This is a genomic window from Serratia sp. root2 (assembly GCF_031931805.1).
GTDB lineage: Bacteria > Pseudomonadota > Gammaproteobacteria > Enterobacterales > Enterobacteriaceae > Serratia > Serratia inhibens.
Map to the genome: position 1 here is coordinate 192,519 of NZ_JAUJXB010000002.1, position 26,687 is coordinate 219,205.

Below are 26,687 nucleotides of genomic sequence, written 5' to 3' on the forward strand. Positions count from 1 at the left end.
TGCGTCGCAGGGTTTTTTTTCAGCTGTAGGAACCGGCGCGTTGCGCCTTGGTTTCACTGTTTAAATCGCGGTGCAGGTAGATGCCCAGCAACAGCCCGATGCCGGACAACGCCAGCACGTAGTAAGCAGGCGCTAACGGGGTTAACTTCATGATCAGCGTGACAAATATTGGGGTTAAACCACCAAAAATAGCGTATGCGACATTGTATGAGAACGAAATCCCGGTAAAACGCACTTCCGCCGGAAAAGCCCGCACCATCACGTAAGGTACCGCGCCTACGACCCCAACGCTGAAGCCCACCAGAGCGTAACAGGCGAACAGCATTTCCGGGTGCACCCCCACCGTCCGATAGAACAGCCAACTGCAGCCGGCCAGCAATAAACTGCCGACGATAAAGGTTTTGCTGGCGCCAAAGCGATCCGCCGACAATCCGGCGGCAATGCATCCGGCAATCAGCATGATGGTGGCAATGCTGTTGGCCTGCAGCGACAGCGCCGGGGCGATGCCAAACTGCTTTTGCAGATAGGTTGGCGTCATCAGAATGACCACCACGATACCGGCGGACAGTAGCCAGGTGAGCAGCATAGAGACCGCCACCTCCTTGCGATGATTAAGCACCACGGATTTTAGCGGCAGCTCCTTGGCCAGCGCTTTGCGCGCCTGCATCTCGACGAAGATGGGCGTTTCCTGCAGCCAGCGGCGCAAATACATCGCCACCAGCCCGAAGATACCACCGAGCAGGAACGGGATGCGCCAGCCGCCGCCGAGAATGGTTTGTTGGCTTAATGTGGTGTTGAGTACCGTCGCGACCAGCGATCCCAGCAGGATGCCGACGGTCAGGCCGGCGGTCAGCGTACCGCAGGCGAAGCCGATACGGCGGCGCGGCACGTGTTCGGCGACGAAGACCCAGGCGCCCGGCACTTCACCGCCAATCGCCGCCCCTTGCAACACACGCATCAGCAACAGCAGCAGCGGCGCGGCAATGCCGATATTGGCGTAGGTGGGCAACAGGCCCATCGCCAGGGTCGGTAACGCCATCAACAGAATACTCAGGCTGAACATTTTTTTGCGGCCAACCCGATCGCCGAAATGCGCCATCACGATGCCGCCCAGCGGCCGGGCCAGATAACCGGCCGCGAAGATACCGAAGGTCTGCACCTGTCGCAGCCATTCCGGCATGTCCGCCGGGAAAAACAGCTCGCCCATCACCGCGGCAAAGAAGACGAAAATGATGAAGTCATAAAACTCCAGCGCGCCGCCGAGAGCAGCCAGCGTCAGAGTTTTGTAGTCTTGCCGGTTTAACCGGCGATTATTATCGTGAGGCATAGGGTACCGTCGGAAAAGGCTGTAGAAGTAAAAGCCGCAGGCTTTCTGTAAACGAATTCTTACTATAGCGGCAAATTATTTTCACACCAGACGGACTGAAGCTAATCTCACAGATTGCTGAAATTTAGAGGTTTATCTCGCGGCGCGCGTTCTTCGGGCGAAATGCTGCTACCACCGCCTCCTGCGTTTCCACATAAGGCCCTTCGAGCAGTTGGATGCAATAAGGCACGCTGGCGAAAATGCCGTGCACCACCGTCTTGCCCTGCTCATCCCTCACCCCTTCCAGCGTTTCCTTGATCGACTTCGGCTGCCCGGGCAGGTTGATGATCAGCGCCTGTTTGCGGATCGCCCCCACCTGGCGTGAAAGAATTGCCGTTGGCACATAGTGTAGGCTGATTTGCCGCATTTGCTCGCCGAAGCCGGGCATCACGCGATCGGCTATCGCCAGGGTGGCATCAGGCGTCACGTCGCGTCGCGCCGGGCCGGTACCGCCGGTGGTCAGCACCAGATGGCAACCCATCTCGTCTACCAGCTCACACAGGGTCTGTTCGATAAGCGTCTGCTCATCGGGGATCAGGCGGGTTTCCACTTTAAAGGGTGAGACGAGCGCGGCGGTCAGCCACTCTTCCAATGCCGGAATGCCTTTATCCTGGTAAACGCCGCCGGAAGCGCGGTCGGAAACAGAAACCAAACCAATACGTAATATGTCCATGCGTAACCTCTACAGCCTGATGGGGTCGGGGCGGGTTCACTGCCCATCCCGTTATGAATCCTGAAATTATAAAGTGTCTGGGCCATCGCCGGGTGCGGCGAGCATAAAAAAAGGCGGCCGGAGCCACCTTTTTCGCGCTGATTGCGGTAATTACAGCAGATCGGCGATCATTTTTTCCAGCTTGCCCTGGTCTACGGCAAACTTGCGGATGCCGTCGGTCAGTTTCTCAACGGCCATTGGATCCTGGTTGTGCTGCCAGTAGAACTCAGGCTCGGTCAGCGCAGCAGGGCGCGCTTTTACTTCGCCGGTGTAAGCCAGTTTACGCTCCAGTGCGCCTTCGCTCTCTGCCAGTTCTTTCAGCAGCGCAGGGGCGATGGTCAGACGGTCGCAACCGGCCAGTTCGATGATTTCGCCCACGTTACGGAAGCTGGCGCCCATCACCACGGTGTTGTAACCGTGCTCTTTGTAATACTGGTAGATCTCGGTAACGGAAACCACACCCGGATCTTCGTTTGGCGCGAACTCTTTCTTGTCGCCATTGGCTTTGTACCAGTCGAGGATACGGCCAACGAACGGAGAAATCAGGAACACGCCGGCTTCAGCGCAGGCACGCGCCTGAGCGAAGGAGAACAGCAGGGTCAGGTTACAGTTGATGCCTTCTTTTTCCAGCTGTTCTGCTGCGCGGATGCCCTGCCAGGTAGAAGCCAGTTTGATCAGGATGCGATCGTTGCTGATGCCGGCATCGTTGTACAGTTTGATCAGGCGTTTGGCCTTGGCAACGCTGGCTACGGTGTCGTAGGACAGGCGTGCATCCACTTCTGTGGAGATGCGGCCCGGAACCAGTTTAAGGATTTCCAGACCAATGTTGACGGCCAGCTTGTCGGCGGCATCGGCGATCTGCTGTTCGCGATCGCTGCTCTGCTCGCGCGCCCAGGCAACGGCTTCGTCAATCAGTTTACGGTATTCAGGAATTTGAGCTGCATTGAGGATCAGCGAAGGATTGGTTGTGGCGTCTTGCGGTTGATACAGCTTCATTGCCGCGATATCGCCCGTGTCCGCAACCACAGTAGTGAGCTGGCGCAGGGAAGTTAATTTATCGGTCATGTTGGCATTATCTCATCGTTTGTGCATGAACTTTTGGCATCGTTCAACCATGCCCTGCCTTGATAATAACATGCGCAAGGCCCGGTGCAAGGCTGGAAAATCGCGGCCAGACGGCGTTGGTTTTTTCCTTGGGCGAGCAACCGTTTACGCCGATATCTTTCGTCATTTCCGAACTAATGAAAAGGCAATAACGTGCTATCGATGAAATGAATTATGTTAAATTCGCGCGAAATGAGGTGACAGAGCCGAAGAGATGAGAAAAATCTCAATTCATCTGAACCCGACGACTCTCGGCTAAGCTCTTGTAAAAACTCGCTCAAGGTATTTTCACCCGCAGTGGATACTGTGCGGTGCGCAATGAATTTCAACCAGGAGGGATCCGTGACGGACCTGATAGATTTTATAAACACCGTTTTGTGGGGTTCGGTACTGATTTATTTGCTGCTGGGCACGGGCATTTATTTCACCCTGCGTACCCGCTTTATTCAGGTTCGCCATTTCGGCCACATGTTTTCGGTACTGAAACACAGCAACAAGAGCGACGGCGCAGGTATCTCTTCTTTTCAGGCGCTGTGTACCACCCTGGCGGCGCGCGTCGGTACCGGTAATCTGACCGGCGTGGCGATAGCCCTTACCGCCGGCGGCCCAGGGGCTATCTTCTGGATGTGGGTCGTGGCGTTTATCGGCATGGCTACCTCGTTCGTTGAAAGCAGTCTCGCCCAGCTCTACAAAACCAAAGACGATCAAGGTAATTACCGCGGTGGCCCGGCCTACTATATGGAAAAGGGCCTGGGCATGCGCTGGATGGGCGTGCTGTTCTCCCTTTTTCTGATCATCGCCTTCGGTCTGGTGTTCAATGCTGTCCAGGCCAATTCCATCGCCCAGGCCTCCGCCGTCGCTTTCAACGCGAAGCCGCTCTATGTGGGGATCGGTCTGGTGTTGCTGAGCGGCATCGTGATCTTCGGTGGCATCCGTTCCGTCGCACGTGTGGCCGAACGGGTGGTACCGCTGATGGCCGGTGCCTATCTGCTGCTGGCTTTCTGGGTGATTGGCCACAACATTGAGCAGATGTCGGCGATCCTCACGCTGGTGGTCAACAGCGCTTTCGGGCTGCAGGAAGCGGCAGCCGGTGCCGTCGGCTATGGCATTTCTCAGGCAATGACCCAAGGCGTTCAGCGCGGTCTGTTCTCCAATGAGGCCGGCATGGGTTCCGCGCCCAATGCGGCGGCCTCGGCGTCACCTTACCCGCCGCATCCAGCCTCGCAGGGCTACGTGCAAATGCTCGGGGTATTCATCGATACTATCGTTATTTGCAGCGCCACGGCCGCAATCATTCTCTCCTCCGGCGTATTGGATCAGCCGGTAACCAGCATCAGCGGCATCGATATGACCCAGCGGGCCCTCTCCGCCGCCGTCGGCAATTGGGGGGCGCCCTTTGTCGCCGTCGCCATTTTCTTTTTCGCTTTCACCTCGATCATTGCCAACTATGCTTACGCCGAGAGCAATCTGGTGTTCCTTGAGCGCAACCACCCAGCCGGCCTGGCGATTTTCCGCTGCGCGGCGCTGGGTATGGTGATGTTTGGTGCACTGGCCGAGCTGCCGGTGGTGTGGAAAATGGCCGACACGTCGATGGCGTTGATGGCAATCACCAACCTGACGGCGATCCTGCTGCTGTCGCGCGTGGCGCTGAAACTGGCCAACGACTACCACCGCCAGCGCAAATTGGGGCAATTACCCACTTTCGACGCGAACCGTTTTCCCGAGCTGAAATCCCAGCTTGAACCTGGCGTATGGGATAAAGGTTAACTTTTACGGGTGCGTATCACTGCTCTCTTCCTATACCCTATGAATTTCGAGTTGGCCGCTCAAGCCGCATCCATGCGCTCGCGGCATTTGTACATCCCTGTACGGCACAGCTAGGCGGCAAAGCCGCTTACCCCAGGCGCTTATTTGAGTAAGTCACTGGCGTAAGCGCCTGCGGCCAACAACGCTGCAGTTTGAAAGGCGACGGGTATCAGACCCATTGCCCCTTTTTCTCGCGCTTTTTGCTACAGTACCCGTTCTTGGATAAACAGGATTTGGCCATGCTCGTTATTATTTCACCTGCAAAAACCCTTGATTACGAAAGCCCGCTGGCGACTGAACGCTTCACGCAGCCCGAATTGCTGGACAAGTCGAAGCAACTGATCAAAATCTGCCGCGAACTGACACCGGCACAAATCTCCAGCCTGATGGGCATCAGCGATAAACTGGCCGGCCTGAATGCCGCTCGCTTCAGCGACTGGCAACCTAAATTCACCCCAGACACCGCCCGCCAGGCGTTATTGGCTTTTAAAGGCGATGTGTATACCGGCCTGCAGGCGCAGGACTTCAGCGAAGAGGACTTTGATTTCGCTCAGCAGCACCTACGGATGCTGTCCGGCTTGTATGGCGTGCTGCGCCCGCTCGATCTGATGATGCCTTACCGGCTGGAGATGGGCATCAGGCTGGAGAATCCCAAGGGCAAGGACTTGTACGGTTTCTGGGGCGAGCAGATCACCAAAAAGTTGAACGAGGCGCTGGAACAACAGGGCGACGACGTGGTAGTCAATTTGGCTTCCGACGAGTACTTCAAATCGGTGAAACCGGCCAAATTGCACGGCACGCTGATCAAACCGGTATTTCTCGACGAGAAAAACGGCAAATATAAGGTGATCAGTTTCTACGCCAAAAAAGCGCGTGGGTTGATGAGCCGCTTTATCATCAAAAACCGCCTGACACAGCGCGAGCAATTGGTTGATTTTAATCTGGAAGGCTATGTCTTTGACGAAGCCGGTTCCCAGGGCAATGAACTGGTGTTCAAACGCCCCGAACAGTAAAAAAGAACGCAAAAAAAAGCCGTCGCAACGACGGCTTTCGTTTTTAGGCTGGGCGGTTTCAGGCCGGCAGAGCCATCAGGAATTTACGCAGCTCGGCGAAACCGGCTGGCAGGCTGTGAGACAGCAGCGGCAAATCGGCACGCAGCGCCAGTGCCTTCGGCAACGGCAGCTCCTGGCCGAGGATCTCTTCCACGCTCTCCTTGAACTTGGCCGGATGCGCAGTGCCGAGGAATAAACCAAACTCCCCTTCTTGCAACTGATCGCGCAGAGCGCGGTAAGCAATCGCAGCATGCGGTTCTGAGAGATACCCCAATTGCGCCAGTTCCCGCATGGTGTCTTTGGTGGTTTCATCGCTCACCGCCGCACGACCCAGCTCTTTCAACTGCCAGATTTTACGGCGGAACAGCTCCTCCACGCGCGGCCAGTTGTTCGGTTGGCTGACGTCCATCGCATTCGACAGCGTAGCGACCGTGGCGTGCGGCTGCCACTGGCCGTTGGTCAGGAAGCGCGGCACGGTGTCGTTGGCATTGGTGGCAGCGATAAAGCGCTTCACCGGCAGGCCCAGCGACTTGGCCAGCAGGCCGGCGGTCAGATCGCCGAAGTTACCGCTTGGCACCGAGATCACCAGTTGATTGCGCGCTTCCTGCGGCAATTGCGCCACCGCTTCGAAGTAGTAGCAAATCTGCGCCAGCAGGCGGCTGATATTGATGGAGTTTGCCGAGTTCAGGTGCAGCGCCTCTTTCAACTCCTGATCGTCAAAGGCCTGTTTCACCAGCGCCTGGCAAGCATCGAAGTCACCGTCGATCGCCACGGTGTGGATATTGCCGCCCAAGGTACAGAACAGTTTTTCCTGCAGCGGGCTGATTTTGCCCTGCGGATACAAGATGACCACGCGTACGTTTTTCAGGCCATAGAAAGCGTGCGCCACGGCGGCGCCGGTATCGCCGGAGGTCGCCGTCAGGATAGTCACCGGCTGATCGCCCGCCACTTCCGCCAGCATTTGCGCCATAAAGCGGCCACCGAAGTCTTTGAACGCCAGCGTCGGGCCGTGGAACAGCTCCAGACAGGCAATGTCGTCTTCTACTTGCGCAACTGGCGCAGGGAATTCAAACGCCGCCGCCACGCGCTTATGCAGCGCCTCTTCCGATACTTCATCGCCGATAAACGCCGACAGGATGCGGGTGCTGCGAGTGACAAAGTCCTGCTCCAGCAGGTGATCGATTTCGGTCAGTTCGAACTCCGGCAGCTCTAGCGGGAAAAACAGCCCTTGCTGTTTGCCCAGGCCCTGTTTGATCGCCTGTGCGAAGCTGACCTGCTCGTTGTGATCCTTAAGGTTGTACAGTTTCATGCGTTATCCCAGTAGTCGTGCGCCTGCGGTATCCAGACGGCAAATATGAACAAAACCTTCGTCGTTTTGCAGATAGTGATTGGTCAGCCAGTCGGCCATGCGTTGTGCGGTGGCGCCGTCGTCACAGACGGCGAACAGCGTCGGGCCGGAGCCGGAGATACCGCAAGCCAGAGCGCCGATGTCCTGCGCGGCCTTGCGCGCGTCGGCAAAGCCCGGCAGCAGGCGGGTGCGGTACGGCTCGGCAATCACGTCCTGCATCAGTTTGGCTGCCAGGCGCGGCTGCTGAGTGTGACAAGCATGGATAAAGCCCGCCAGATAGCGACCATGGCTGATGCAGTCCTGACGGCGGTACTGCGCGGGCAGAATTGCGCGCGCTTCGGCGGTGGACACCTTGATGCCCGGGTAGGCCATCACCCACAACCAGTCTTTAAAGCAAGGCACTTCCTGGCTGATGAAGCCCTCTTCTTCCAACATCAGTTGCAGGCCGCCCAGGTAGCAGGGGGCGACGTTGTCGTAATGCACGCTGCCGGAGATACGGCCTTCCAGCTCGCCCATCAGGCCCAGCAGCGTCATTTTGTCCAGCGGACGATTGCAGAATTCATTCATCGCCATCAACCCGGCGACTACCGAACAGGCGCTGGAGCCCAGTCCTGACCCGATCGGCATGTTTTTCTCAAGCCGCATCGCCACCGGGATCTGCCGGCCGATCTCCTGACAAAAACGCTCCCAGCACTGATAAACGATGTTTTCTTTCGGATCGTCGGGCAACTTGCTGACAAAGCGGCCGGCGTTTTGCAGGCTGAACGTTTCGGCGGCCTCCACGCTGACGCAGTCACCCAACAGGGTGCCGTCGATTGGCGACACCGCAGCACCCAGAACGTCGAAGCCGACGCTTACGTTGCCAATTGAGGCCGGTGCATACACCTTAACCATATTAAACTCCCAACTTCCATGACAGTGTGCGCAACAGGTCGGCAAATACCCCCGCCGCAGTCACATCATTACCGGCGCCGTAGCCGCGCAGCACCAAGGGTAATGGTTGATAGTAACGGCTGTAGAAGGCCAGGGCGTTCTCACCGTTTTTCACTTTATACAACGGATCGTTGCCGTCTACCGCATCAATGCGAACCTGACAGCGACCATCTTCGATCACGCCGACGTAGCGCAACACCTTACCCTGCTCGGCGGCGTTAGCCACGTTGCGGGCATATTCTTTATCCAGCTCCGGCAGGCGTGCCAGGAAGGTTTCCACATCACCGGAAGCGTCAAAGGACGGCGGCAGCGCCGACTCGACCTCAATGTCCTCCAGCTCCAGCTTGTAACCCGCCTCACGGGCCAGGATCAACAGCTTGCGGGCAACGTCCATACCGGAAAGATCGTCTCGCGGATCCGGCTCGGTGTACCCTTTGGCCTTGGCCTCCAGGGTCGCCGCCGACAGCGACATGCCCTCGTCCAGCTTGCCGAAAATGAACGACAGCGAGCCGGACAGGATACCGGAGAAACGCGTCAACTCATCGCCGGCATTCAGCAGATTTTGCAGGTTCTCAATCACCGGCAAACCCGCGCCGACGTTGGTGTCGTACAGGAACTTGCGGCGTGAACCGGCAGCGGCGGTGCGCAGCTGTTGATAGTAGTTCATCGACGAAGTGTTGGCTTTCTTGTTCGGCGTCACCACGTGGAAACCATCGGCCAGGAAATCCGCGTATTGGTCGGCAACCGCCTGGCTGGAGGTACAGTCGACGATCACCGGGTTCAGCAGGTGATACTCCTTCACCAGACGGATCAGGCGACCAAGATTGAACGGCTCTTTGGCGCCGGCCAGTTCCTCTTTCCAGCTGTCCAGAGCAATGCCGTGCACATTGGTCAACATGGCTCGGGAATTGGCGATACCGCAGATGCGCAGATCGATATGCTTTTGCTTCAGCCAAGGTTGCTGGCGATAAATCTGCTCGATCAAGGCACCGCCGACGCCGCCGACGCCGATGACAAACACTTCAATCACCTGATCGGTATTGAACAGCATCTGGTGGCAGACGCGAACGCCGGTGGTGGCGGAATCATTGCTGACTACCACAGAGATGGAACGCTCCGACGAGCCCTGAGCGATGGCGACAATATTGATATTGGCGCGCGCCAGCGCGGAGAAGAAGCGGGCCGAGATGCCGCGCAGCGTGCGCATGCCGTCGCCCACGACCGAGATAATCGCCAGCTTTTCCATCACGTCCAGCGGCTCAAGCAAACCGTCTTTCAGCTCAAGGTAGAATTCATCTTCCAGCGCACGGCGGGCACGCTGCAACTCGCTCTGCGGCACGCAGAAACTGATGCTGTACTCGGAAGAGGATTGGGTAATCAGCACCACCGAAATACCGGTGCGCGACATCACGGCGAACACCCGCGCGGCCATGCCGATCATCCCCTTCATCCCCGGCCCGGAAACGTTGATCATCGCCATATTGTTCAGATTGGTGATGCCCTTTACCGGGGTATCGCTATCCACATTTTCACCGCCGATCAGCGTGCCGGGGGCCTGCGGATTGGACGTGTTTTTGATCAGGCAAGGGATTTGGAACTGAGCAATAGGGGCGATAGTACGAGGGTGAAGCACGCTGGCACCGAAATAGGAAAGCTCCATCGCCTCTTGGTACGACATCGACTTCAGCAACCTGGCGTCCGGCACGGTGCGCGGGTCGCAGGTATAAACGCCATCGACGTCGGTCCAGATCTCGCAACAGTCGGCGCGCAGACAAGCGGCCAGCACCGCGGCAGAGTAGTCAGAACCGTTACGACCCAGCACCACCAGCTCACCTTTGTCATTACCGGCGGTGAAACCGGCCATCAGCACGATGTGATCCGCCGGTATCGCCGCTGCGGCGATGCGCAACGTGGATTCGGTGATATCTACAGTCGACTCCAGATAATGCCCTTGGGCCAGCAGCTTCTCTACCGGGTTGATCACCGTCACCGGGAAACCCTTGGCGCGGAATACGCCTTCCATGATGGCGATGGAGAGCTTCTCGCCACGGCAGATAATCGCCGCGTTCACACTGTCCGGACACTGCCCCAGCAGCGCTACGCCGTGCAACACCTGCTTCAGTTGTGCGAATTCCTGATCGACCAGGGTCTTCAGGCGATCGTATTCAAAACCTGGCAGAGCCTGCGCCAGGCCGCTCAGCAGATCCGCGAAGATACGCTCCGCATCGCTCATATTTGGCAGAATGTCTTGCCCGGCCACCGTTTTTTCAATCATCGCCACCAAGTGATTGGTGATCTTTGCAGGCGCGGACAATACCGTGGCTACCTGTCCCTGACGTGCATTACTTTCCATGATGTCGGCAACACGCAGAAAACGTTCTGCATTCGCTACCGAGGTTCCGCCAAATTTCAGCACTCGCATTTCTGATCTCTCCCGAATTTAAGCCGAAAAAAAAGCCCGCACTGGTTAGGTGCGGGCTTTTTTCTTTTGTTTCCTGTACGCGTCAGCCCGCCCCGTTACCTGTGGTTTCGGTGGTGGTAATAATTGTGATAATCAGGCTGATGTTTCGCATTTTTCTGTCTGTCTCATTAAATACTCTGTCCCCTCTATTGGTTAAAGCAATCGCTTTCCCAAGTCAAATTATTTCTTGTTTTTGCTCATTGGCCACCCCACCTGGCGAGTGAGTAATGCGATAGCAGAAAAACCAAATGACAGAACAAAAAAACAACCTGAAGGCATTTTTGCAGTGGATCATACTGCTTAATGGCCAGCACTTGCGGGTATCACTTTGTGAGCTTTTTTTCGATGTCATGCAGCAAAGTATGCAACATCGCCGTATCCCGTTGTGGCAGCGCGCCCAGCCTCTGATGCAGCCAATCGCGCAATTTTTGGTCATCACTGACCCCCAGCGCGCTCAATAATCCTTCGGCGCGCTGACGTAACGCTCGCAATTGCCCCTCATTGGCCATCGTCTCCTGCGGCGCGCTGACGCCCATCAATTCCGACAACTGGTAGCAATACACCATTACCGCCTGACCGAGATTCAGCGACGGGTAGTCTGCCTGCATAGGTACGCCGGTCAGCAGATCGGCCAGTTCCAACTCTTCATTGGTCAGGCCGGAATCTTCGCGACCAAACACCAGCGCCGCCTGATTCACCCACTGACCGCGCTCGCCCAACTGCCCCAACAGTTGCTGCGGTGTACAGTAATAATGGAAACGCGCGCGGCTACGGGCGGTGGTGGCTACCGTGAAGTCTACGTCCGCTAACGCCTGTGCCAGGGTGGGGTAAGTTTGCACGCCGTCGAGGATATCACCCGCCCCATGGGCGACCCAGCGCGCTGCAGGTTGCAGGTGCGCTTCGCTATCGACGATGCGTAACGAGGTGAACCCCATGGTTTTCATCGCCCGCGCCGCTGCGCCGACGTTTTCCGGCCGTGCCGGTGCCACTAAAACAATATGAAGCTGCATCAATACTCCACAGAAAGAGGAATCGCGAGTTTTTGACTGTTCGGGATAGTCTGATTATATTTACAACTGCGCAACAAAAATCCCGGCAATTGCTACAGAAATGTGTAAATGGGTTATTGAACAGATAAATTGGGTGTAATAGATATTATTACTACTTATGTTTTACTGTTCTTATTAATCAATATGTTAAAATAACGCCCCCATCAATAAGCTCATAATTGTAACCCATTAAGCGCAACAATGCTGAATCGTAGACAGAATTTGTGGTTCTGTGACTTAAGCTGGCAGTTCTGTAAGTGTTTTTCACAAAACTGTTAACGTGCTACAATTGAATTTGATATATGTCAACAAAGCGTAGTTTTGTTGGGTGATGAATTCGGCACGCACTGTTATATTGCTGTTAATAGGGTTAGGATAACCGCCGTTTTGGCACCTTTGGGGCGTAGGGAATAGCCGCTCCACCAAGCTAGCGATCTTGTTGACATTAGATGGAAAGTGCATCAAGAACGAGTTTACGTACTTTAGTCATTTGGTAAGAGGGAACGTGAGCGCTATCTCTGCCCTCGTCTAAGAAAACAAAGACTTCTGTACTTCCTATTTTCTATTTTGTTGGCAATTTTAGGTAGCAAATATGCAGACCCCGCACATTCTGATTGTCGAAGACGAGTTAGTCACTCGTAACACCCTGAAGAGCATTTTCGAGGCGGAAGGCTACGTTGTTCATGAAGCCAATGATGGTGCAGAGATGCACAACATCCTGTCTGAAAATGATATCAATCTGGTTATCATGGACATCAATCTGCCAGGCAAAAACGGCCTGCTGCTGGCGCGCGAACTGCGTGAACAGGCCAGCGTTGCGCTGATGTTCCTGACCGGCCGCGATAATGAAGTGGATAAGATCCTCGGATTGGAAATCGGCGCTGATGACTACATCACCAAGCCGTTTAATCCTCGTGAATTGACCATTCGCGCACGTAATCTGCTGTCGCGCACCATGAACCTGGGCAGCGTCGGCGAAGAACGTCGCCTGGTAGAAAGCTATAAATTCAACGGTTGGGAGCTGGACATCAATAGCCGCTCACTGATCAGCCCGGCGGGCGAGCAGTATAAGCTGCCGCGCAGCGAATTCCGCGCCATGCTGCACTTCTGCGAAAACCCGGGCAAGATCCAATCCCGTGGCGAGCTGCTGAAGAAAATGACCGGCCGTGAGCTGAAACCGCATGACCGTACCGTAGACGTGACCATTCGCCGTATCCGCAAGCACTTCGAATCAACCCCGGATACGCCGGAAATCATCGCCACCATTCACGGCGAAGGCTACCGTTTCTGCGGCGATCTGGAAGAGTAATTCCTCCCGCTCTAAAAACATCAGGGGTTCAGTTGAACCCCTGATTTTATTTCGCTTCGCCCCAAGGGATGATTGGCACCGCGCTCAGCGCATTCTTCGGTGAACCATCCACCACGCGGTCTGAATAGCTCAGATAAATCAGCGCATTGCGGGTAGCATCGTAGAAACGCACCACCTGCAGCTTTTTGAATACCAGCGACGTCCTTTTCTGGAACACCACCGTCCCTTCCGCCTTGCCGTTTTTAATTTTATCGTTCAGGGCAATCGGCCCCACCTGTTGGCAGGAAATAGCCGCATCCGCGGTATCTTCCGCTAATCCCAGGCCGCCTTTGATGCCGCCGGTTTTTGCCCGACTGATATAACAAGTTACATTTTTAACATCCGGATCGTCGAACGCTTCCACCACAATTTTGTGGTCCGGACCAAAGAGTTTAAATACCGTATCGACCGATCCTACCTGTTCAGCCTGCGCACTATTTACCGTTGCGCAAACTAAACCAAACAAAAATATCCATCCTTTTTTCATTCACTTAACTCCAACGGCTACCGCCTGAAAAAACAGGCTCAGCGATCAATATTGTTTATGTTTTAGGTCACAGAATCGGGATTTTTCTGGTCCGCACCGATCTTTTTAGCACAGAGCGTGAAAAAAATCTTTGAGAGTCTCGGAGGAAAAAAATTGCTATTATGCGGCGTCGTTATTTCTTTGCGCCCGTTTAAGGTGTGCCCTGTCCAACTCTTGCGCAGCGAGCTGCAAGAAGCAAAGAGTGCTACGCAAAATGGCTCATGGATTGGTCTGATAGCGCAAGCACCTGCGTAATGAATAAACAGTTCGGGTTCCCACCCTAAAGCTCTACGAGGAAGATCTATGGATCAAGCCGGTATCATTCGTGATCTGCTTAGCTGGCTGGAAAGCCATTTGGACCAACCTTTGTCGCTGGACAACGTGGCGGCAAAAGCGGGCTACTCTAAATGGCATCTGCAACGGATGTTCAAAGATATTACCGGTAACGCCATCGGCGCTTATATCCGGGCAAGACGACTGTCTAAAGCTGCGGTGGCGCTGCGTTTAACCAGCCGACCGATTTTGGATATCGCCTTGCAGTATCGCTTCGACTCGCAGCAGACTTTCACTCGCGCGTTTAAAAAACAGTTTGCGCAAACGCCGGCATTATATCGCCGGGCCGAAGACTGGAACGCGTTCGGCATCTGCCCGCCAATCCGCCTGGGTGCCTTCACCCTGCCGCAGCCGGAATTCGTCACGCTGGCGGAGCAGCACCTGATTGGCCTGACACAGAGCTATTCCTGCACGCTGGAGCAAATCTCCAATTTCCGTACCGAGCTGCGCTCACAGTTCTGGCGCCAATATCTGGGCGAAGCCGAGACGCTGCCACCGGTACTCTACGGGCTGCATCACTCTCGCCCGAGCCAGGAAAAGGACGACGAGCAGGAAGTGCTGTACACCACGGCGCTGGAACCGCACCACGTGCCGGATAAGGTACAGGAAGGCCAGCCGCTGGTGTTGCAGGGCGGTGAGTACGCGATGTTCAGCTATGAAGGGCCGGCCTCTGGCCTGCAGGACTTTATCCTGACGCTGTATGGCACCTGCCTGCCGGCGCTCAAACTGACGCGCCGCAAAGGGCACGACATCGAGCGCTTTTATCCCAAGGGTGACCGCCGGCCACCCCAACCGCCGACCGAGATCAACTGCGACTACCTGATCCCGATCCGCCGTTAACGCTGCAGTTCGTCCAGCGCGGGCATGTCCAGATGCGTGACATCGCCCGCCGTTTCCACAATCCAGCCGGAAGCCAACCACGGGCTCTGCTGATGGTCAACGCGCGACAACGAACAGTTACGCAAACGCAGACGGCGCTCGGCATAGGCCGGCAGCCCAAGCACGGTGCTGATCAGGCAGCCCAGCGCAATACCGTGGCTGACAATCAGCGGCTTACTGCCTTCAGGCAGCATCAGGCAACTTTCCAGCGAGGCGCGCATGCGTTCACCCAACTCGCTCATGGATTCACCTTGAGGGATACGGCCGTCAGCAGTACCATCGACCATCTGTTTGCGCCACTGTTCTTCCTGCGGCGTCAGGCTTTCGATCAGACGTTCTTCCAGCACTCCCATATGCAATTCACGCAAACGCGGATCGCTAATCACTTCGCAGCCACAAGCTTCTGCGATGATTTGCGCGGTGCGGCGGGTACGCCCCAGATCGCTGGTAATAACATGCGTGATGCCCTCTTTACTGACACGCCGGGCAACCAGATGCGCCTGATGTTCACCTTTGGCGGTTAACGGGCTGTCGGACTGGCCCTGGATACGGCGAGCCGCATTCCATTCCGTTTCGCCATGGCGAACGAGGTATACCTGTAACATTTTGCTTTTCCGTTATACTGCGTGAAACCTGAGTTTATCTTCGTCAGAAGTGGCTTGCGCAAGCTTCTGACATAGTGAATAGGCTCTTAGCTTAAGGATGCCAAACCCGTTATGTATCATGTTGTCGCTGCAACTACCAACCCGGCAAAGATCAAGGCTATTCAACTGGCCTTTGATGACGCCTTTGGCGCGGACCAATGTCGCATTGAATCTGTCGACGTCGCCAGCGGCGTCTCACTGCAACCGATAGGCAATCACGAAACCCGTACCGGCGCACGCCAGCGCGTAATGGAAGCCCGTCAGGTTCGCCCGGAGGCCGACTTTTGGGTCGGCGTGGAGGCAGGCATAGAAGAGAATATGACCTTCGCCTGGATGACGGTGGAAAGCCCGCATACTCGTGGCGAATCGCGCTCAGCCAGCCTGATGCTGCCGGAGGTAATTTTACAGGGAATTCGCGCCGGCCGCGAACTGGGTGCGGAGATGGCGGCCATCACCGGCAATACCGAGGTGAAGCGCCAGGGCGGCGCTATCGGCATCTTTACCGATGGGCGATTGAGCCGCACCAGCGTTTATCATCAGGCTCTGCTGCTGGCATTGGTACCTTTTCACAATTCTGTCTACCAAAGCCACAACGGCACGCCGAATAAATAACCGATACCGGGCGCGGCGCTATTGCGCATCGCCCAGTAACTGTTGCTCCAGCCACTGTTTCAGCGCCGGCGTCGCCGCTTTCAGGCTGTTCGAACCGCGAGTGATGGTGGCAATCCCCGCCCCCAGTTCATTCTTCAGCTCGCGCTGGCTCATCTCGCCGCGCATCAACTCCTGAATAATCCGTACCCGCGTGCCTAACGCCGTACGCTCATCCGGTGTCAGCAACAGTTGCATCAGCGGCTGATGCAACTCCTGAGCGAACGAATTTTGCAGCAGCGCGACAAAGCGCAGCCAATCCTCATTACCTTGTTCTGAAAGAGCCGGATCGTTAAGCGATAATTGCGTCATGGCAAGCCACCATACTATTTAACTAGTACAGCAGCATACCATAGCGCCGTCAAAATCAATAACGTCTCTGCCACTCGGCATCGGTCAGCACCTTGGCCGGGCGGTGCATCAAATAACGGTAAAACGCGTCGTAAGCCAGCACGTTCTTCACGTAGGAGCGGGTCTCCGAGAACGGGATGCTTTCAACAAAAGCGACCGCATCGACACGCCCTTCGCTGTTGCCCAACCAGGTATTCACCCGCGATGGGCCGGCGTTATAGGCTGCCGACGACAGGATACGGTTACGACCAAACTGCTGGTAGACGTACTCCAGGTAACTGGTGCCGATAGTAATATTGGTACGCGGATCAAGCAGTTGGCTCGGGCTTGAGTAACCGGGAATATTGTACATTTGCACGGTATGTTGCGCGGTCCGCGGCATCACCTGCATCAGGCCGCTGGCCCCCACCGGCGACTGCGCTTTCGGGTTCCAGGCGCTCTCCTGACGGGCGATCGCCATGGCGTAGCTCGGCGTGATGCCCTTGTCATCGGTAGCGCTGCGGAACTCTTGCGACCAGGCCACCGGGAAGCGCTCCTCGAGGTGATCCCACAGCTTGCCGACGATGGTCGCCTGCACGCTGAGATCGGCCCATTTCTGCTCGAAGGCATAACGCGCCAGCGCTTCCTGTTCAGGCCTGCTGCGGCTGGCAACGAACGAGGTCCACTCGCTGCGCGCCAGGTTATCCATGTTCCAGTACATCAGTTCACGCACGCGGGCGATTTCCGGCCCGTCCACCAGTGAGGCGCGGGGTTTTGCCGCCACCGCCACCATGACCGGGTACGGCTTATTCAGTTTCTGCGCCGCCACCATAGGATAGAAACCGCGTTCGTTCATCAGGCTGCGCAGGATCTCTTCACCCTCGCTGCGTTTGCCTTCATCCAGCAAGATACTCGCACGCCAGTAGCGCCATTCGTCTTTATTGCGCGATTCTGCCGGCAGGCGCGAAAGCCAGGTCGCCACACCCTGACGATCGCCGTTGCCCAACGCCATGCGCACACGGCGTTCCAGCAGCGTCGGAGACTGGCTGCGCAGGATGACCTTATCGCGCCACTGGGTCTGCTCGAAGGTCGCATCGCTGCCCATCAGGCGCCACGCCACCGCTTCTTCCAACCCCAACCGCTCGCTGTCGCTCATTTTCTGCAGGCGAGCGATACTCGGGATCATTGCGCGGGCATTTTCAGCATCCTGACGCGCCAGCCGCTCGAAAGCGATGCCGGTCGCCGCACGGGTAAAGTCAGTCGGCCCTACGCTGCGGGCAAAAGCCTCTACGGTGGCGGGATCGTTTTGCAGGCGCACCAGCGCATCACCCATGGTCTGATATTCTGACGGCAACTGGCGATAAAGGCCGTTAACCAGGCTGCTGTTGCCCTCTTTTAACGCCAGCTTCATGCGCTCCAAAGTATTCAGAGGCGTTTGCTTGCCGGCACCCTGCCAGACATTGAACAGTTTATCGCAAGCGCCCGGCAGCGTTTTACCGCTCATCCAGAGATCGTCCGCGCCGCTCCAGGCCGCCTGTTGATCGCCGGTAGCCCATTTGGCGTAGTAGTAGTTACAGCGTGCCGCGACCGGTTTGGGGGCCTGCGGGCTGAAAGCCAACAGAGTGCGCCAGTCTTCACGACGCGCCAACTCATTGACAAACCGAGGTGCCAGCGACTTGGCGGGCGGCAGCGTCGGGTGCTGCTTGATAAAGTCATTCACCTCGGAGAAACCGGCCTGGCTGAGATCCTGCGTCAATTCGCGGTATTCCAGATAAGGGTAAAGCGGATAATCACGCAACGTCGGCATCAGTTGTGCCACGACATCCATCTGATTACTGTCCCACGCCTGCTTGATTTGCAGGTAACGCTGACGCTGCGCGTCGAGAGAGTCCGCCATTGCCGCGCCCGAGAATGCCGTCAGGCACAGCCCCACGGCCAACAACCGCCACTTGTCTACCTTGACCATACTTACTCTTTCCTCGCTGGTTGTGTTGCCGGAACCCTTTCCCCCCTTGCCGCGCTGCGCCAGCGGTCAAGGCCCGGAGAAACCGGCTCTTCGAGTGTTTCGCGCCCTGAAGTGGAATACACATCAAAGCAAAAAAGGTGTGCAGAGCGATAAGCTCAGACATCTACCATAGACAGCGCAATTGCCTATCCATTCAACTACTGTAGAAGAAGAAGTTTATCGTCATGAGGGACGCCAGGTAAAAAACGTTTACCCTGGCTGACAAATTAAATAAAGGCGTCACGTAAATCGCCGCACTGCAGCCCAACGCCGCTTTCTTTGCCGAAAACGCCTGGCAAACTCCCCGGACCGTTTTTATACTGTTAAAAAAGATAGGATAAATCCGAGAAAATGGCACATAAAGCGCGCAACAGCGATATCTTATAATACAATCCGCGCCAATTATGGGTTAGATAGTGTTCATCACACAGTGCGATTGATAGTACTTAGTATTACGTTTACCCCTTCGGTCGGGTCAGGTTTCTCATTGTTAGATCACCGCTACCTTACTGCGGATGTTGGCAGGAATGGCAGATGAAGATGGCGAAAAATGCCGTGATGATAGCAGCCAGTACGAAAAGCTCATTCACGAGCTTCGTTTGCGCACGTCTGGGTGGCGACCGCCTGTTACCATTCATTGTGGTCTTGCTGATGGCGTTTCCCGGACTGGCCCGCTCCGACACGGGCAATGCCTATCAGAATCGCACTCATGCCGTCACCACCGTCGTGGTCGGCATCATCAGCTATGCCCGCTGGCCCAGTGAGCCCAAACCAATCCGCCTGTGCGTAACGGCGCAGACCCAATATGCCGAAGGCCTGTTCGATCCTATTTTGCTGAGCGCTCCCCGGCCGATCAAAGCCGAGCGAGTGCCCTTTGACAGCCCCCTGCTGAGCACCGGCTGCGACGTAATTTATTTGGGTAATATCAACGCTGGCCAAAAACAAAACTTTATACAGCGCATTCAAGGCCATTCCATTCTCAGCATCAGCGAGAACGACGGTGAATGCTCTGCCGGCAGCGCTTTTTGCCTGCAGATTGACGGCGACCAGGCCAGTTTCAAGGTGAACCTGGACGCTCTGGCACGCAGCGGCGTTCGCGTTCATCCTAACGTGCTGCAGCTGGCGCGCAAACAGGCGCCGCCGCTATGATATGGTTGCGCAAGAACCGTTCCGGGCATTCGCGGCCCACTCTGGGCCGGGTACTGCAACGAGCCAATCTCGGGTTGGCACTGATAGCCGTCGGCACCGCCGGGATTTTCTTGACGCTGGTGGCGCTGTTCGCGCTACGCGCCTACGCCAACCACAACCTGCACCTTATTGCGCGCTCCATCAGCTATACGGTTGAAGCTGCAGTGGTGTTTGGAGATCGCCCCTACATTCGCGAGGCGATGGTACTGATCGCCTCCAAAGAAGAAGTGTCGGAAGCCAAAATCCTGGACAACAGCGGTAACGTGCTGGCCAGTTGGCATCGTCCCAAGGATGGCCCGCTGCACGGCCTGGAGCAGATTGTCGCTCACTGGGCGCTGCCGGAGCCGGTGGTCTTGCCGATCACCCACGAGGGCAAACAGGTCGGCAAGGTCTGGCTGAGCGGCAATGGCGGCAGCCTGCTGCGTTTCCTGCTGCGCGGTATCCTGGGCATGATCGCCTGCCTGGTACTCAGTACCCTGTGCGCGCTGGTGCTTTCCCGCCGTATGCTGCTGGGCATTGTCAGTTCGCTGGATGATATCGCCAATGTGGCGCATGCGGTGCGGCGCGATCGCACCTTCGGGCTGCGGGTGCCGTCGGCACCCATTGCCGAACTGCACGAATTGAGCAACGACTTCAACGGCTTGCTCGATGAACTGGAGGCCTGGCAGGCGCACCTGAAACAGGAAAATGATTCACTGACCCACCGGGCGACCCACGACAGCCTGACCGGGTTGCCGAATCGCGCCTTTTTTGAAGGCCGGCTGAGCCGCGCACTGGGCGATATTGAGCCGACGGAAAAACTCGCGGTATTGTTTATCGACGGAGATCGCTTCAAGGAGGTGAATGACAGTTACGGTCACGCTGCCGGTGACGCGGTGCTGACCACCATTGCCGGGCGCATTCGCGCGCAACTGCGCGAAAGCGATCTGGTCGCGCGTTTAGGCGGCGATGAGTTCGCAGTGCTGTTGGCGCCGGTTCACAGTACGGAAGATGTGCTGCAAATTGCCGACAACATTATCGATTGCATGACCCAACCGATAATTTTGCCGAACGACGAGGCGGTGACGACCTCTCTGAGTATCGGTATTGCGCTTTACCCTGAACATGCACTAACGCCTCAGGGTCTTTTGCACGAAGCTGACGATGCGATGTATCAGGCAAAGCATCGTTATAACGGAGGCTGGCGGCTGGCAATACAGAAATAGAGCCCCAGTTATAAAATTAAAACCAGGGATTTGATTATGATACAGCAAACACTAAAAAACCGTTTTTCACTGCTGGCGATAATGTTTGTCGCCTTGCTCACCCTTGCAGGGTGCCAGAGCAAACCGCAGGGCCTGACGCCCGAGCAGATCGCGTTGTTGCAGTCTCAAGGGTTCAAACTGACGGATAACGGCTGGGAATTCGGCCTCTCCGACAAAGTACTGTTCGGCAACAACATCGGCAAGCTGAACCCGGAAAGTACCGAAACGGTTCAGAAAATGGGCCGTGCACTGATGAGCGTAGGCATCACCAAGTTCCGTCTGGATGGTCATACGGATAACTACGGTGAAGACAGCTACAACGACCAGCTTTCGCTGCGCCGCGCCGATGCAGTGGCCGATTTGCTGGCCAGCGTAGGCATCCCGCGCGCCAATATCGAAACCCGCGGCATGGGCAAGCGCGATCCGGTCGCCGATAACCGCACCTCCAGCGGTCGTGCGGAAAACCGCCGCGTCGCGATCGTCGTCACACCTTAAACTGCCGATATGCGCCTGTTAAAGGCGCATAAAGGGTTATACTTAGCGATCGCTGATGATGTCTGGGATCCGTGTTCGAAACGGGCTACACTCCGCAGCCAGACATCCTATAAAAACTGATATAGAGAGGCTTAGAGCAACGTGGCTCAATACGTCTATACCATGCATCGCGTCGGCAAAGTGGTTCCGCCGAAGCGTCACATCCTGAAAAATATCTCCCTGAGCTTCTTCCCTGGCGCCAAAATTGGCGTACTGGGCCTGAACGGTTCCGGTAAATCCACCCTGCTGCGCATTATGGCCGGTATCGATACCGATATCGAAGGTGAAGCGCGCCCGCAACCGGGGATTAAAATCGGCTACCTGCCGCAGGAACCGCAACTCAACCTGGAACACACCGTTCGCGAATCGGTTGAAGAAGCGATGGCCGAAGTCGTCGGTGCCCTGAAACGCCTTGATGAAGTGTACGCGCTGTACGCTGAAGAAGGCGCCGACTTCGACAAGTTGGCCGCTGAACAGGGCCGCCTGGAAGAGATCATTCAGGCCCACGATGGTCACAACCTCAACACCCAACTGGAGCGTGCCGCCGATGCATTGCGCCTGCCGGAGTGGGACGCAAAAATCGCCAACCTTTCCGGTGGTGAGCGCCGCCGCGTAGCGCTGTGCCGCCTGCTGCTGGAAAAACCGGACATGCTGCTGCTGGACGAACCGACCAACCACCTGGATGCCGAATCCGTGGCCTGGCTGGAACGCTTCCTGCACGACTTCGAAGGGACCGTAGTGGCGATCACCCACGACCGTTACTTCCTTGATAACGTGGCCGGCTGGATCCTCGAGCTGGACCGTGGCGAAGGTATTCCGTGGGAAGGTAACTACTCTTCCTGGCTGGAACAGAAAGACGCTCGTCTGGCGCAGGAAGCCTCAACCGAAGCCGCTCGCCGCAAATCGATCGAGAAAGAGCTGGAGTGGGTACGTCAGGGTGCCAAAGGCCGTCAGTCTAAAGGCAAGGCCCGTCTGGCGCGCTTTGAAGAGCTTAACAGCACCGAATACCAGAAACGTAACGAAACCAACGAACTGTTTATCCCACCTGGCACCCGCCTGGGCGATAAAGTGGTTGAAGTTAACAACCTGCGTAAATCCTACGGCGACCGCCTGCTGATCGAAGATCTCACTTTCGCGGTACCGAAGGGAGCCATCGTTGGCATCATCGGTCCGAACGGCGCGGGTAAATCCACGCTGTTCCGCATGATGTCCGGCCAGGAACAACCTGACTCCGGCAGCATCGTGCTGGGCGATACCGTCAAGCTGGCGTCGGTCGATCAGTTCCGCGACAGCATGGATAACGCCAAAACCGTGTGGGAAGAAGTGTCCGGCGGCCAGGACATCATGCGCGTGGGCAACACCGAAATGCCAAGCCGTGCCTACGTTGGCCGCTTTAACTTCAAGGGCGTCGATCAGGGCAAACGCGTGGGCGAACTGTCCGGTGGTGAGCGTGGCCGTCTGCATCTGGCCAAGCTGCTGCAGGTTGGCGGCAACGTGCTGCTGCTCGACGAACCGACCAACGACCTGGATATCGAAACCCTGCGCGCGCTGGAAAACGCCCTGCTGGAGTTCCCGGGCTGTGCGATGGTGATCTCGCATGACCGTTGGTTCCTTGACCGTATTGCCACCCACATTCTGGACTATCAGGATGAAGGTAAGGTGGAGTTCTTCGAAGGCAACTTTACCGAATACGAAGAGTACAAAAAGCGTACTCTGGGTGCCGATGCGCTGGAACCTCGCCGTATCAAGTACAAGAAAGTCATCAAGTAACATCAGGTTGACTATCTATGCTCTCAAGCCCGCATCTTGCGGGCTTTTTGTTATCCCCAATCCAGTGCCTGTGCATAGTCCACAAAAACCGGGTGCTGCAACACCACATCGATAAAACAAGCCAGCGCCGGCGAATTCAGCTTGCGGCTCGGGTAGACCAGATACAGCTCATTCCCCTCCGCCCGCCATTCCGGCAATACTTCCACCAGCTGCTTTTGCGCCACCACCTCGCGGCTGAGGAACGCCGGCAGCAGGGTAATGCCGGCACCGGAGATGGCACACTCGCGCGCATACAGCAGGTTGTCAGTGATATGCAGCATCGGCAGTTGCCAACGGTAATACTCGTCGCCCCGACGCAGGCTCCACGCAGGCCAGGCGCGGTGCGCAATGCAACGGTGCTGCTGCAACTGCTGCGGATGAAGGAGCGGCGGGAACTGCGCCAGATAGGCCGGCGCCGCCAGCAAATAACGCGGGGCATGCCCCAGGCGGCGGCCAATCAACGAGGAATCCTGTGGTTTGCCGGTGCGCAACGCGGCGTCATACCCCTCTTGCACCAGATCCACCATCGCGTCGGACACCGAGACTTCGAGCGAGACATCCGGGTACTGACGCTGAAAATCCGCCGCCAATCGCGCCAGCAGCGTCGCCCCCAACCCGGCGGGTGTCGAGATGCGCAACCGGCCGCTGGGGTTGTCACGCAGCCGTTGCAGCGCCAGATCGGCCCGTTCGGCAGCGGACAACATCTCCTGACAGTGCACCAGATAACGTTCGCCGGCGAAGGTCAGATTGAGCTGACGGGTGGTGCGGTTGAGCAGCCGCAAACCCAACGTCTGCTCCAGTTGGCTGACGCGCTGGCTGACGCTGGATTTCGGCAAGCCGGCACGGTTGGCTGCGCCGGTGAAGCTGCCGCACTCGGCCACCAGCGCAAACAGCGCCATGTCCTGCAACTGTTTAAACATCATTGTTCACCTCAAGCGAACACTTAGTTATTTATTGTCCATCTTATCACTCCCCACTCAGAGGTCTACACTGAGGGTATTCATTCTAAAGGAGCACAATCATGCCGATTAAAGCCATTGCCGTAGACCCGAAAAACCCCGCCGGTTTCATTGAAATCAACCCGGAAAAACCCGCACCAGGCCAATACGATTTACTGGTGGAGGTCAAAGCGGTGTCGGTCAACCCGGTGGATACCAAAGTCCACGCCGGCCTGCAAAAAAGCGGCCTGCAACAGCCGCGCATCCTCGGCTGGGACGCCAGCGGCGTGGTGCTTGAGGTGGGCAGCGGCGTCAAAGGTTTCAAAGCCGGCGATGAGGTTTGGTACGCCGGTGATATCACTCGGCCGGGCAGCAACAGCACTCAGCAGTTGATTGATTCGCGCATCGCTTCACATAAACCGCGCAGCCTGAACTGGGCTGAATCCGCCGCCATGCCGCTGACCGCGCTGACCGCCTGGGAAGCGTTGTTCGAGCACCTGAAAATCCAGGACGCGACGGAAGGTAAAACCCTGTTGATTATCGGCGGTGCCGGTGGCGTTGGCTCGCTGGCGATCCCGTTCGCCGCCCAGTTGAGCAAGGTGAAGGTGATAGCCACCGCTTCACGCCCCGAGTCGGCGGCCTGGTGCCGGGAGCGCGGCGCCGATCTGGTGGTGGATTATCATGATCTTAAAGGGAATCTGGCGCAGCAGGGCATTGAAACCGTCGATTATATCCTTTGCCTGAACGATACCGATGGCCACTGGAAAGCGATATCGGATCTGATCGCGCCGCTGGGCCACATCTGCACCATCGTGGAGAACCAACAGCCGCTCGATCAAAACGCGTTGAAGCTGAAAAGCGCCGCGCTGCATTGGGAATTGATGTTTACCCGCAGCATGTTTACCACGCCGGACATCGCTCAACAGGGAGAAATCCTCAAGCAGGTGGCGCAGCTGCTGGACGACGGAAAGCTGAGCACCACATTGAGTGAAACGCTGCAGGGGCTGACGGTGGAGACTCTGACCGCCGCGCATAAAAAACTGCTCGACGGGCATATGCAGGGCAAACTGGTGATTGTTTACTGAGGCAAGAGAGGCGCAGCACGCTGCGCCTCCGGCTTATTCCGGCGTGGCGCCCACCAGTCGGCTGGCATCGGCCGCCAACAGCTGTTTTACCAGTTCGACGCAGCGCAAGAAGCGCTCCTCGTAGTCGCTGGACTCCACGTGTGCATACTCGATATTGTTGGCGCGCAGCATCTCTTCCAGCAGGTGCTGGAATGCCTTGCGATCGGTCGGCGCGCCGAGACTGCGCAGGCCATCCGCTACCCACGGGGTGTTATTTTCCAGCAGGATCACCAGATCAAACCGGTACTCGTCGATCAGCGCCTGCACGAAGGGGTGTTCACGTCCTTCGTACTTTTTGCAAAACGCCTGGGTAGTGACAAAATCGGTATCGATAAATGCCACTTTGTTGGCGTATTTCACTGCAAAGTCAACGTACTGTGCCTGACCCAACGCGATCTTGTCGTAGTCGGAATACTGCAATGCCATCTCATCGCCACCCAGGTGCGAGAACACATAGTCGCGCCCATACTCCCAGGCGCTGGTGGTGTTAAAAATGTTCGCCAACTTGTTCACCAGCGTCGATTTGCCGCTCGACTCACCGCCGAGGATCGCCACGGTGCGCACGAAGAAAGGCTTCACTTCGGTCGGAATGTAATCCCAATAGCGGAACGGATCCTGACGGATCTGGCTGCCGCTGATGTTCATGAATGAACGTTCGGGATCGATCAGAATGGTTTCCATCGCCAGGTGCTCGCGATAACGCGGGGCGTCTTGCGTTTCGCTGGAATAGATAAAGCTCGGTACTATGCCCTTCTGTTCCATGAAGGCTTTCATCCCGTCGCTCCAAACGTTCCAGCCGTGCGGATAGGGTTCGATACCCTGCTCGTCGAACGAATGAATATGGATGTTTTTCTGGTACTTGAAGGTTTGCAACAGCCAGCGCAGACGGTCGCTGACCGTGGGCTGTTGCGACATCGAACTGTTCTCGAACAGTTCCCGGTCACGCGGTTCGTCGTGACACAAAATCACGTGCAGCTCATCCACCTGGCTGCAAGCGCGCTGAATCAGGTAAATATGGCCGGTGTGCAGTGGGTAAAATTTACCAAACACCACACCGACCTTTTTCTCGCGACGCGGGAATTCCAGGCCCAGAAAACGGTGCAACGCTTCCAGTTTCTGAGCGCTTGGGCTTTTGATTTTGTCGTTCAACAGCTGGCTGAGGTAACCTTTGGTCATGCCGCTGGCATCCGCCACCTGCTGCAGGGTACAGCTCTTCTGCTTGATAGATGCCTTCAGGTAGTCGAATTGCCGCATAATCCCTCCGTTTAATATGCTAAACAAAATAGCATATTCTGCGCATCACATG

Annotated in this window: 24 protein-coding genes and 1 other annotated feature; of the genes, 10 read left to right on the forward strand and 14 right to left on the reverse strand. The window is 56.5% G+C overall.

The features are described from left to right. Positions 1-19 precede the first annotated feature (19 nt). The 3 genes from QZQ97_RS14570 to tal form a co-directional block, all read right to left on the reverse strand. A complete protein-coding gene (locus tag QZQ97_RS14570; RefSeq protein WP_311994057.1) occupies positions 20-1,327 on the reverse strand; it encodes an MFS transporter in 1,308 nt (435 codons plus the stop codon). 124 nt (positions 1,328-1,451) lie between these two features. Next, positions 1,452-2,039 carry a molybdopterin adenylyltransferase gene (gene mog / locus QZQ97_RS14575; RefSeq protein ID WP_311994058.1) on the reverse strand — a complete coding sequence of 196 codons (588 nt, stop codon included), beginning with the start codon at positions 2,037-2,039 and terminating at the stop codon, positions 1,452-1,454. A 150-nt stretch (positions 2,040-2,189) separates the two neighbouring features. Continuing rightward, on the reverse strand, positions 2,190-3,143 hold the full coding sequence (tal, locus tag QZQ97_RS14580) for a transaldolase (protein ID WP_006320070.1): 954 nt from the start codon (positions 3,141-3,143) through the stop codon (positions 2,190-2,192). A 381-nt stretch (positions 3,144-3,524) separates the two neighbouring features. Here tal and QZQ97_RS14585 point away from each other — a divergent pair, with 381 nt between their 5' ends. Together QZQ97_RS14585 and yaaA are read left to right on the forward strand one after the other, a co-directional pair. Beyond that, positions 3,525-4,949 carry an alanine/glycine:cation symporter family protein gene (locus tag QZQ97_RS14585; protein ID WP_311994059.1) on the forward strand — a complete coding sequence of 475 codons (1,425 nt, stop codon included), beginning with the start codon at positions 3,525-3,527 and terminating at the stop codon, positions 4,947-4,949. A 278-nt stretch (positions 4,950-5,227) separates the two neighbouring features. Beyond that, positions 5,228-6,001, forward strand: coding sequence for a peroxide stress protein YaaA (gene yaaA, locus QZQ97_RS14590; protein ID WP_006320066.1), 774 nt, complete (start codon positions 5,228-5,230; stop codon positions 5,999-6,001). Between the two features lie 58 nt (positions 6,002-6,059). Here the strand turns inward: yaaA and thrC are convergent, their stop codons facing one another. From thrC to QZQ97_RS14615, 5 genes are all read right to left on the reverse strand, one after another. Next, positions 6,060-7,349: a threonine synthase gene (thrC, locus tag QZQ97_RS14595; RefSeq protein WP_311994060.1), complete on the reverse strand. Its 1,290-nt coding sequence runs from the start codon at positions 7,347-7,349 to the stop codon at positions 6,060-6,062. 3 nt (positions 7,350-7,352) lie between these two features. Continuing rightward, complete coding sequence (gene thrB, locus QZQ97_RS14600; RefSeq protein ID WP_004949998.1) at positions 7,353-8,282, reverse strand: homoserine kinase; 930 nt, start codon at positions 8,280-8,282, stop codon at positions 7,353-7,355. A 1-nt stretch (position 8,283) separates the two neighbouring features. Next, positions 8,284-10,743 (reverse strand): bifunctional aspartate kinase/homoserine dehydrogenase I, encoded by a 2,460-nt coding sequence (thrA, locus tag QZQ97_RS14605; protein WP_311994061.1) that lies wholly within the window; start codon positions 10,741-10,743, stop codon positions 8,284-8,286. Positions 10,744-10,768: 25 nt separating this feature from the next. Then, positions 10,769-10,887, reverse strand: a sequence feature (Thr leader region). Further along, positions 10,826-10,894: a thr operon leader peptide gene (gene thrL / locus QZQ97_RS14610; protein ID WP_071919942.1), complete on the reverse strand. Its 69-nt coding sequence runs from the start codon at positions 10,892-10,894 to the stop codon at positions 10,826-10,828. (Overlaps the previous feature by 62 nt.) Positions 10,895-11,105: 211 nt before the next feature. Continuing rightward, a complete protein-coding gene (locus tag QZQ97_RS14615; protein ID WP_311994062.1) occupies positions 11,106-11,792 on the reverse strand; it encodes a tRNA/rRNA methyltransferase in 687 nt (228 codons plus the stop codon). A 631-nt stretch (positions 11,793-12,423) separates the two neighbouring features. Here QZQ97_RS14615 and arcA point away from each other — a divergent pair. Beyond that, entirely contained in the window at positions 12,424-13,140 is a 717-nt protein-coding gene (gene arcA, locus QZQ97_RS14620; RefSeq protein ID WP_004949989.1) for a two-component system response regulator ArcA, read from the forward strand. Positions 13,141-13,186: 46 nt separating this feature from the next. Here the strand turns inward: arcA and creA are convergent, their stop codons facing one another. Continuing rightward, on the reverse strand, positions 13,187-13,666 hold the full coding sequence (gene creA, locus QZQ97_RS14625; protein WP_099063139.1) for a protein CreA: 480 nt from the start codon (positions 13,664-13,666) through the stop codon (positions 13,187-13,189). A 342-nt stretch (positions 13,667-14,008) separates the two neighbouring features. Between creA and robA the strand changes: the two genes are divergently transcribed. After that, the gene (gene robA, locus QZQ97_RS14630; protein WP_311994063.1) at positions 14,009-14,878 is read left to right on the forward strand and encodes an MDR efflux pump AcrAB transcriptional activator RobA; all 870 of its coding nucleotides are present in this window, start codon (positions 14,009-14,011) and stop codon (positions 14,876-14,878) included. Here the strand turns inward: robA and gpmB are convergent. Continuing rightward, positions 14,875-15,522 (reverse strand): 2,3-diphosphoglycerate-dependent phosphoglycerate mutase GpmB, encoded by a 648-nt coding sequence (gene gpmB, locus QZQ97_RS14635; protein WP_119804527.1) that lies wholly within the window; start codon positions 15,520-15,522, stop codon positions 14,875-14,877. The genes robA and gpmB overlap by 4 nt on opposite strands. A 111-nt stretch (positions 15,523-15,633) precedes the next feature. On the opposite strand from gpmB, the gene yjjX reads away from it, so the two are divergent. Continuing rightward, positions 15,634-16,173 (forward strand): inosine/xanthosine triphosphatase, encoded by a 540-nt coding sequence (gene yjjX / locus QZQ97_RS14640; RefSeq protein ID WP_311994064.1) that lies wholly within the window; start codon positions 15,634-15,636, stop codon positions 16,171-16,173. A gap of 18 nt (positions 16,174-16,191) precedes the next feature. On the opposite strand, the gene trpR is transcribed toward yjjX, so the two are convergent. Next, the gene (gene trpR, locus QZQ97_RS14645; RefSeq protein ID WP_004949979.1) at positions 16,192-16,521 is read right to left on the reverse strand and encodes a trp operon repressor; all 330 of its coding nucleotides are present in this window, start codon (positions 16,519-16,521) and stop codon (positions 16,192-16,194) included. Between the two features lie 55 nt (positions 16,522-16,576). Beyond that, a complete protein-coding gene (gene sltY, locus QZQ97_RS14650; RefSeq protein ID WP_311994065.1) occupies positions 16,577-18,505 on the reverse strand; it encodes a murein transglycosylase in 1,929 nt (642 codons plus the stop codon). A gap of 573 nt (positions 18,506-19,078) precedes the next feature. On the opposite strand from sltY, the gene QZQ97_RS14655 reads away from it, so the two are divergent. The 4 genes from QZQ97_RS14655 (at position 19,079) to ettA (ending at position 23,280) form a co-directional block, all read left to right on the forward strand. Then, complete coding sequence (locus tag QZQ97_RS14655; RefSeq protein WP_311994066.1) at positions 19,079-19,693, forward strand: YfiR family protein; 615 nt, start codon at positions 19,079-19,081, stop codon at positions 19,691-19,693. Further along, positions 19,690-20,937, forward strand: coding sequence for a diguanylate cyclase domain-containing protein (locus tag QZQ97_RS14660; protein ID WP_311994067.1), 1,248 nt, complete (start codon positions 19,690-19,692; stop codon positions 20,935-20,937). The genes QZQ97_RS14655 and QZQ97_RS14660 overlap by 4 nt, the downstream gene beginning before the upstream one ends. 36 nt (positions 20,938-20,973) lie before the next feature. Continuing rightward, a complete protein-coding gene (locus QZQ97_RS14665) occupies positions 20,974-21,471 on the forward strand; it encodes an OmpA family protein (RefSeq protein WP_311994068.1) in 498 nt (165 codons plus the stop codon). Between the two features lie 141 nt (positions 21,472-21,612). After that, positions 21,613-23,280 (forward strand): energy-dependent translational throttle protein EttA, encoded by a 1,668-nt coding sequence (ettA, locus tag QZQ97_RS14670; protein ID WP_311994069.1) that lies wholly within the window; start codon positions 21,613-21,615, stop codon positions 23,278-23,280. Positions 23,281-23,330: 50 nt separating this feature from the next. On the opposite strand, the gene QZQ97_RS14675 is transcribed toward ettA, so the two are convergent. Then, positions 23,331-24,242: a LysR family transcriptional regulator gene (locus QZQ97_RS14675; RefSeq protein WP_311994070.1), complete on the reverse strand. Its 912-nt coding sequence runs from the start codon at positions 24,240-24,242 to the stop codon at positions 23,331-23,333. Positions 24,243-24,340: 98 nt separating this feature from the next. Here QZQ97_RS14675 and QZQ97_RS14680 point away from each other — a divergent pair, with 98 nt between their 5' ends. After that, on the forward strand, positions 24,341-25,342 hold the full coding sequence (locus tag QZQ97_RS14680) for a zinc-binding alcohol dehydrogenase family protein (RefSeq protein WP_311994071.1): 1,002 nt from the start codon (positions 24,341-24,343) through the stop codon (positions 25,340-25,342). 33 nt (positions 25,343-25,375) lie between these two features. Here QZQ97_RS14680 and nadR read toward each other — a convergent pair whose 3' ends face one another. Continuing rightward, a complete protein-coding gene (gene nadR / locus QZQ97_RS14685) occupies positions 25,376-26,635 on the reverse strand; it encodes a multifunctional transcriptional regulator/nicotinamide-nucleotide adenylyltransferase/ribosylnicotinamide kinase NadR (protein WP_311994072.1) in 1,260 nt (419 codons plus the stop codon). Positions 26,636-26,687: the final 52 nt, after the last annotated feature.

Excerpts from the sequence above, each read along its gene's own strand:
- QZQ97_RS14570 (WP_311994057.1), bottom strand. The coding sequence starts at position 1,327 with ATGCCTCACGATAATAATCGCCGGTTAAACCGGCAAGACTACAAAACT.
- mog (WP_311994058.1), bottom strand. The coding sequence starts at position 2,039 with ATGGACATATTACGTATTGGTTTGGTTTCTGTTTCCGACCGCGCTTCC.
- tal (WP_006320070.1), bottom strand. The coding sequence starts at position 3,143 with ATGACCGATAAATTAACTTCCCTGCGCCAGCTCACTACTGTGGTTGCG.
- yaaA (WP_006320066.1), top strand. The coding sequence starts at position 5,228 with ATGCTCGTTATTATTTCACCTGCAAAAACCCTTGATTACGAAAGCCCG.
- thrC (WP_311994060.1), bottom strand. The coding sequence starts at position 7,349 with ATGAAACTGTACAACCTTAAGGATCACAACGAGCAGGTCAGCTTCGCA.
- thrB (WP_004949998.1), bottom strand. The coding sequence starts at position 8,282 with ATGGTTAAGGTGTATGCACCGGCCTCAATTGGCAACGTAAGCGTCGGC.
- thrA (WP_311994061.1), bottom strand. The coding sequence starts at position 10,743 with ATGCGAGTGCTGAAATTTGGCGGAACCTCGGTAGCGAATGCAGAACGT.
- QZQ97_RS14615 (WP_311994062.1), bottom strand. The coding sequence starts at position 11,792 with ATGCAGCTTCATATTGTTTTAGTGGCACCGGCACGGCCGGAAAACGTC.
- arcA (WP_004949989.1), top strand. The coding sequence starts at position 12,424 with ATGCAGACCCCGCACATTCTGATTGTCGAAGACGAGTTAGTCACTCGT.
- creA (WP_099063139.1), bottom strand. The coding sequence starts at position 13,666 with ATGAAAAAAGGATGGATATTTTTGTTTGGTTTAGTTTGCGCAACGGTA.
- robA (WP_311994063.1), top strand. The coding sequence starts at position 14,009 with ATGGATCAAGCCGGTATCATTCGTGATCTGCTTAGCTGGCTGGAAAGC.
- gpmB (WP_119804527.1), bottom strand. The coding sequence starts at position 15,522 with ATGTTACAGGTATACCTCGTTCGCCATGGCGAAACGGAATGGAATGCG.
- yjjX (WP_311994064.1), top strand. The coding sequence starts at position 15,634 with ATGTATCATGTTGTCGCTGCAACTACCAACCCGGCAAAGATCAAGGCT.
- trpR (WP_004949979.1), bottom strand. The coding sequence starts at position 16,521 with ATGACGCAATTATCGCTTAACGATCCGGCTCTTTCAGAACAAGGTAAT.
- sltY (WP_311994065.1), bottom strand. The coding sequence starts at position 18,505 with ATGGTCAAGGTAGACAAGTGGCGGTTGTTGGCCGTGGGGCTGTGCCTG.
- QZQ97_RS14655 (WP_311994066.1), top strand. The coding sequence starts at position 19,079 with ATGAAGATGGCGAAAAATGCCGTGATGATAGCAGCCAGTACGAAAAGC.
- QZQ97_RS14660 (WP_311994067.1), top strand. The coding sequence starts at position 19,690 with ATGATATGGTTGCGCAAGAACCGTTCCGGGCATTCGCGGCCCACTCTG.
- QZQ97_RS14665 (WP_311994068.1), top strand. The coding sequence starts at position 20,974 with ATGATACAGCAAACACTAAAAAACCGTTTTTCACTGCTGGCGATAATG.
- QZQ97_RS14675 (WP_311994070.1), bottom strand. The coding sequence starts at position 24,242 with ATGATGTTTAAACAGTTGCAGGACATGGCGCTGTTTGCGCTGGTGGCC.
- QZQ97_RS14680 (WP_311994071.1), top strand. The coding sequence starts at position 24,341 with ATGCCGATTAAAGCCATTGCCGTAGACCCGAAAAACCCCGCCGGTTTC.
- nadR (WP_311994072.1), bottom strand. The coding sequence starts at position 26,635 with ATGCGGCAATTCGACTACCTGAAGGCATCTATCAAGCAGAAGAGCTGT.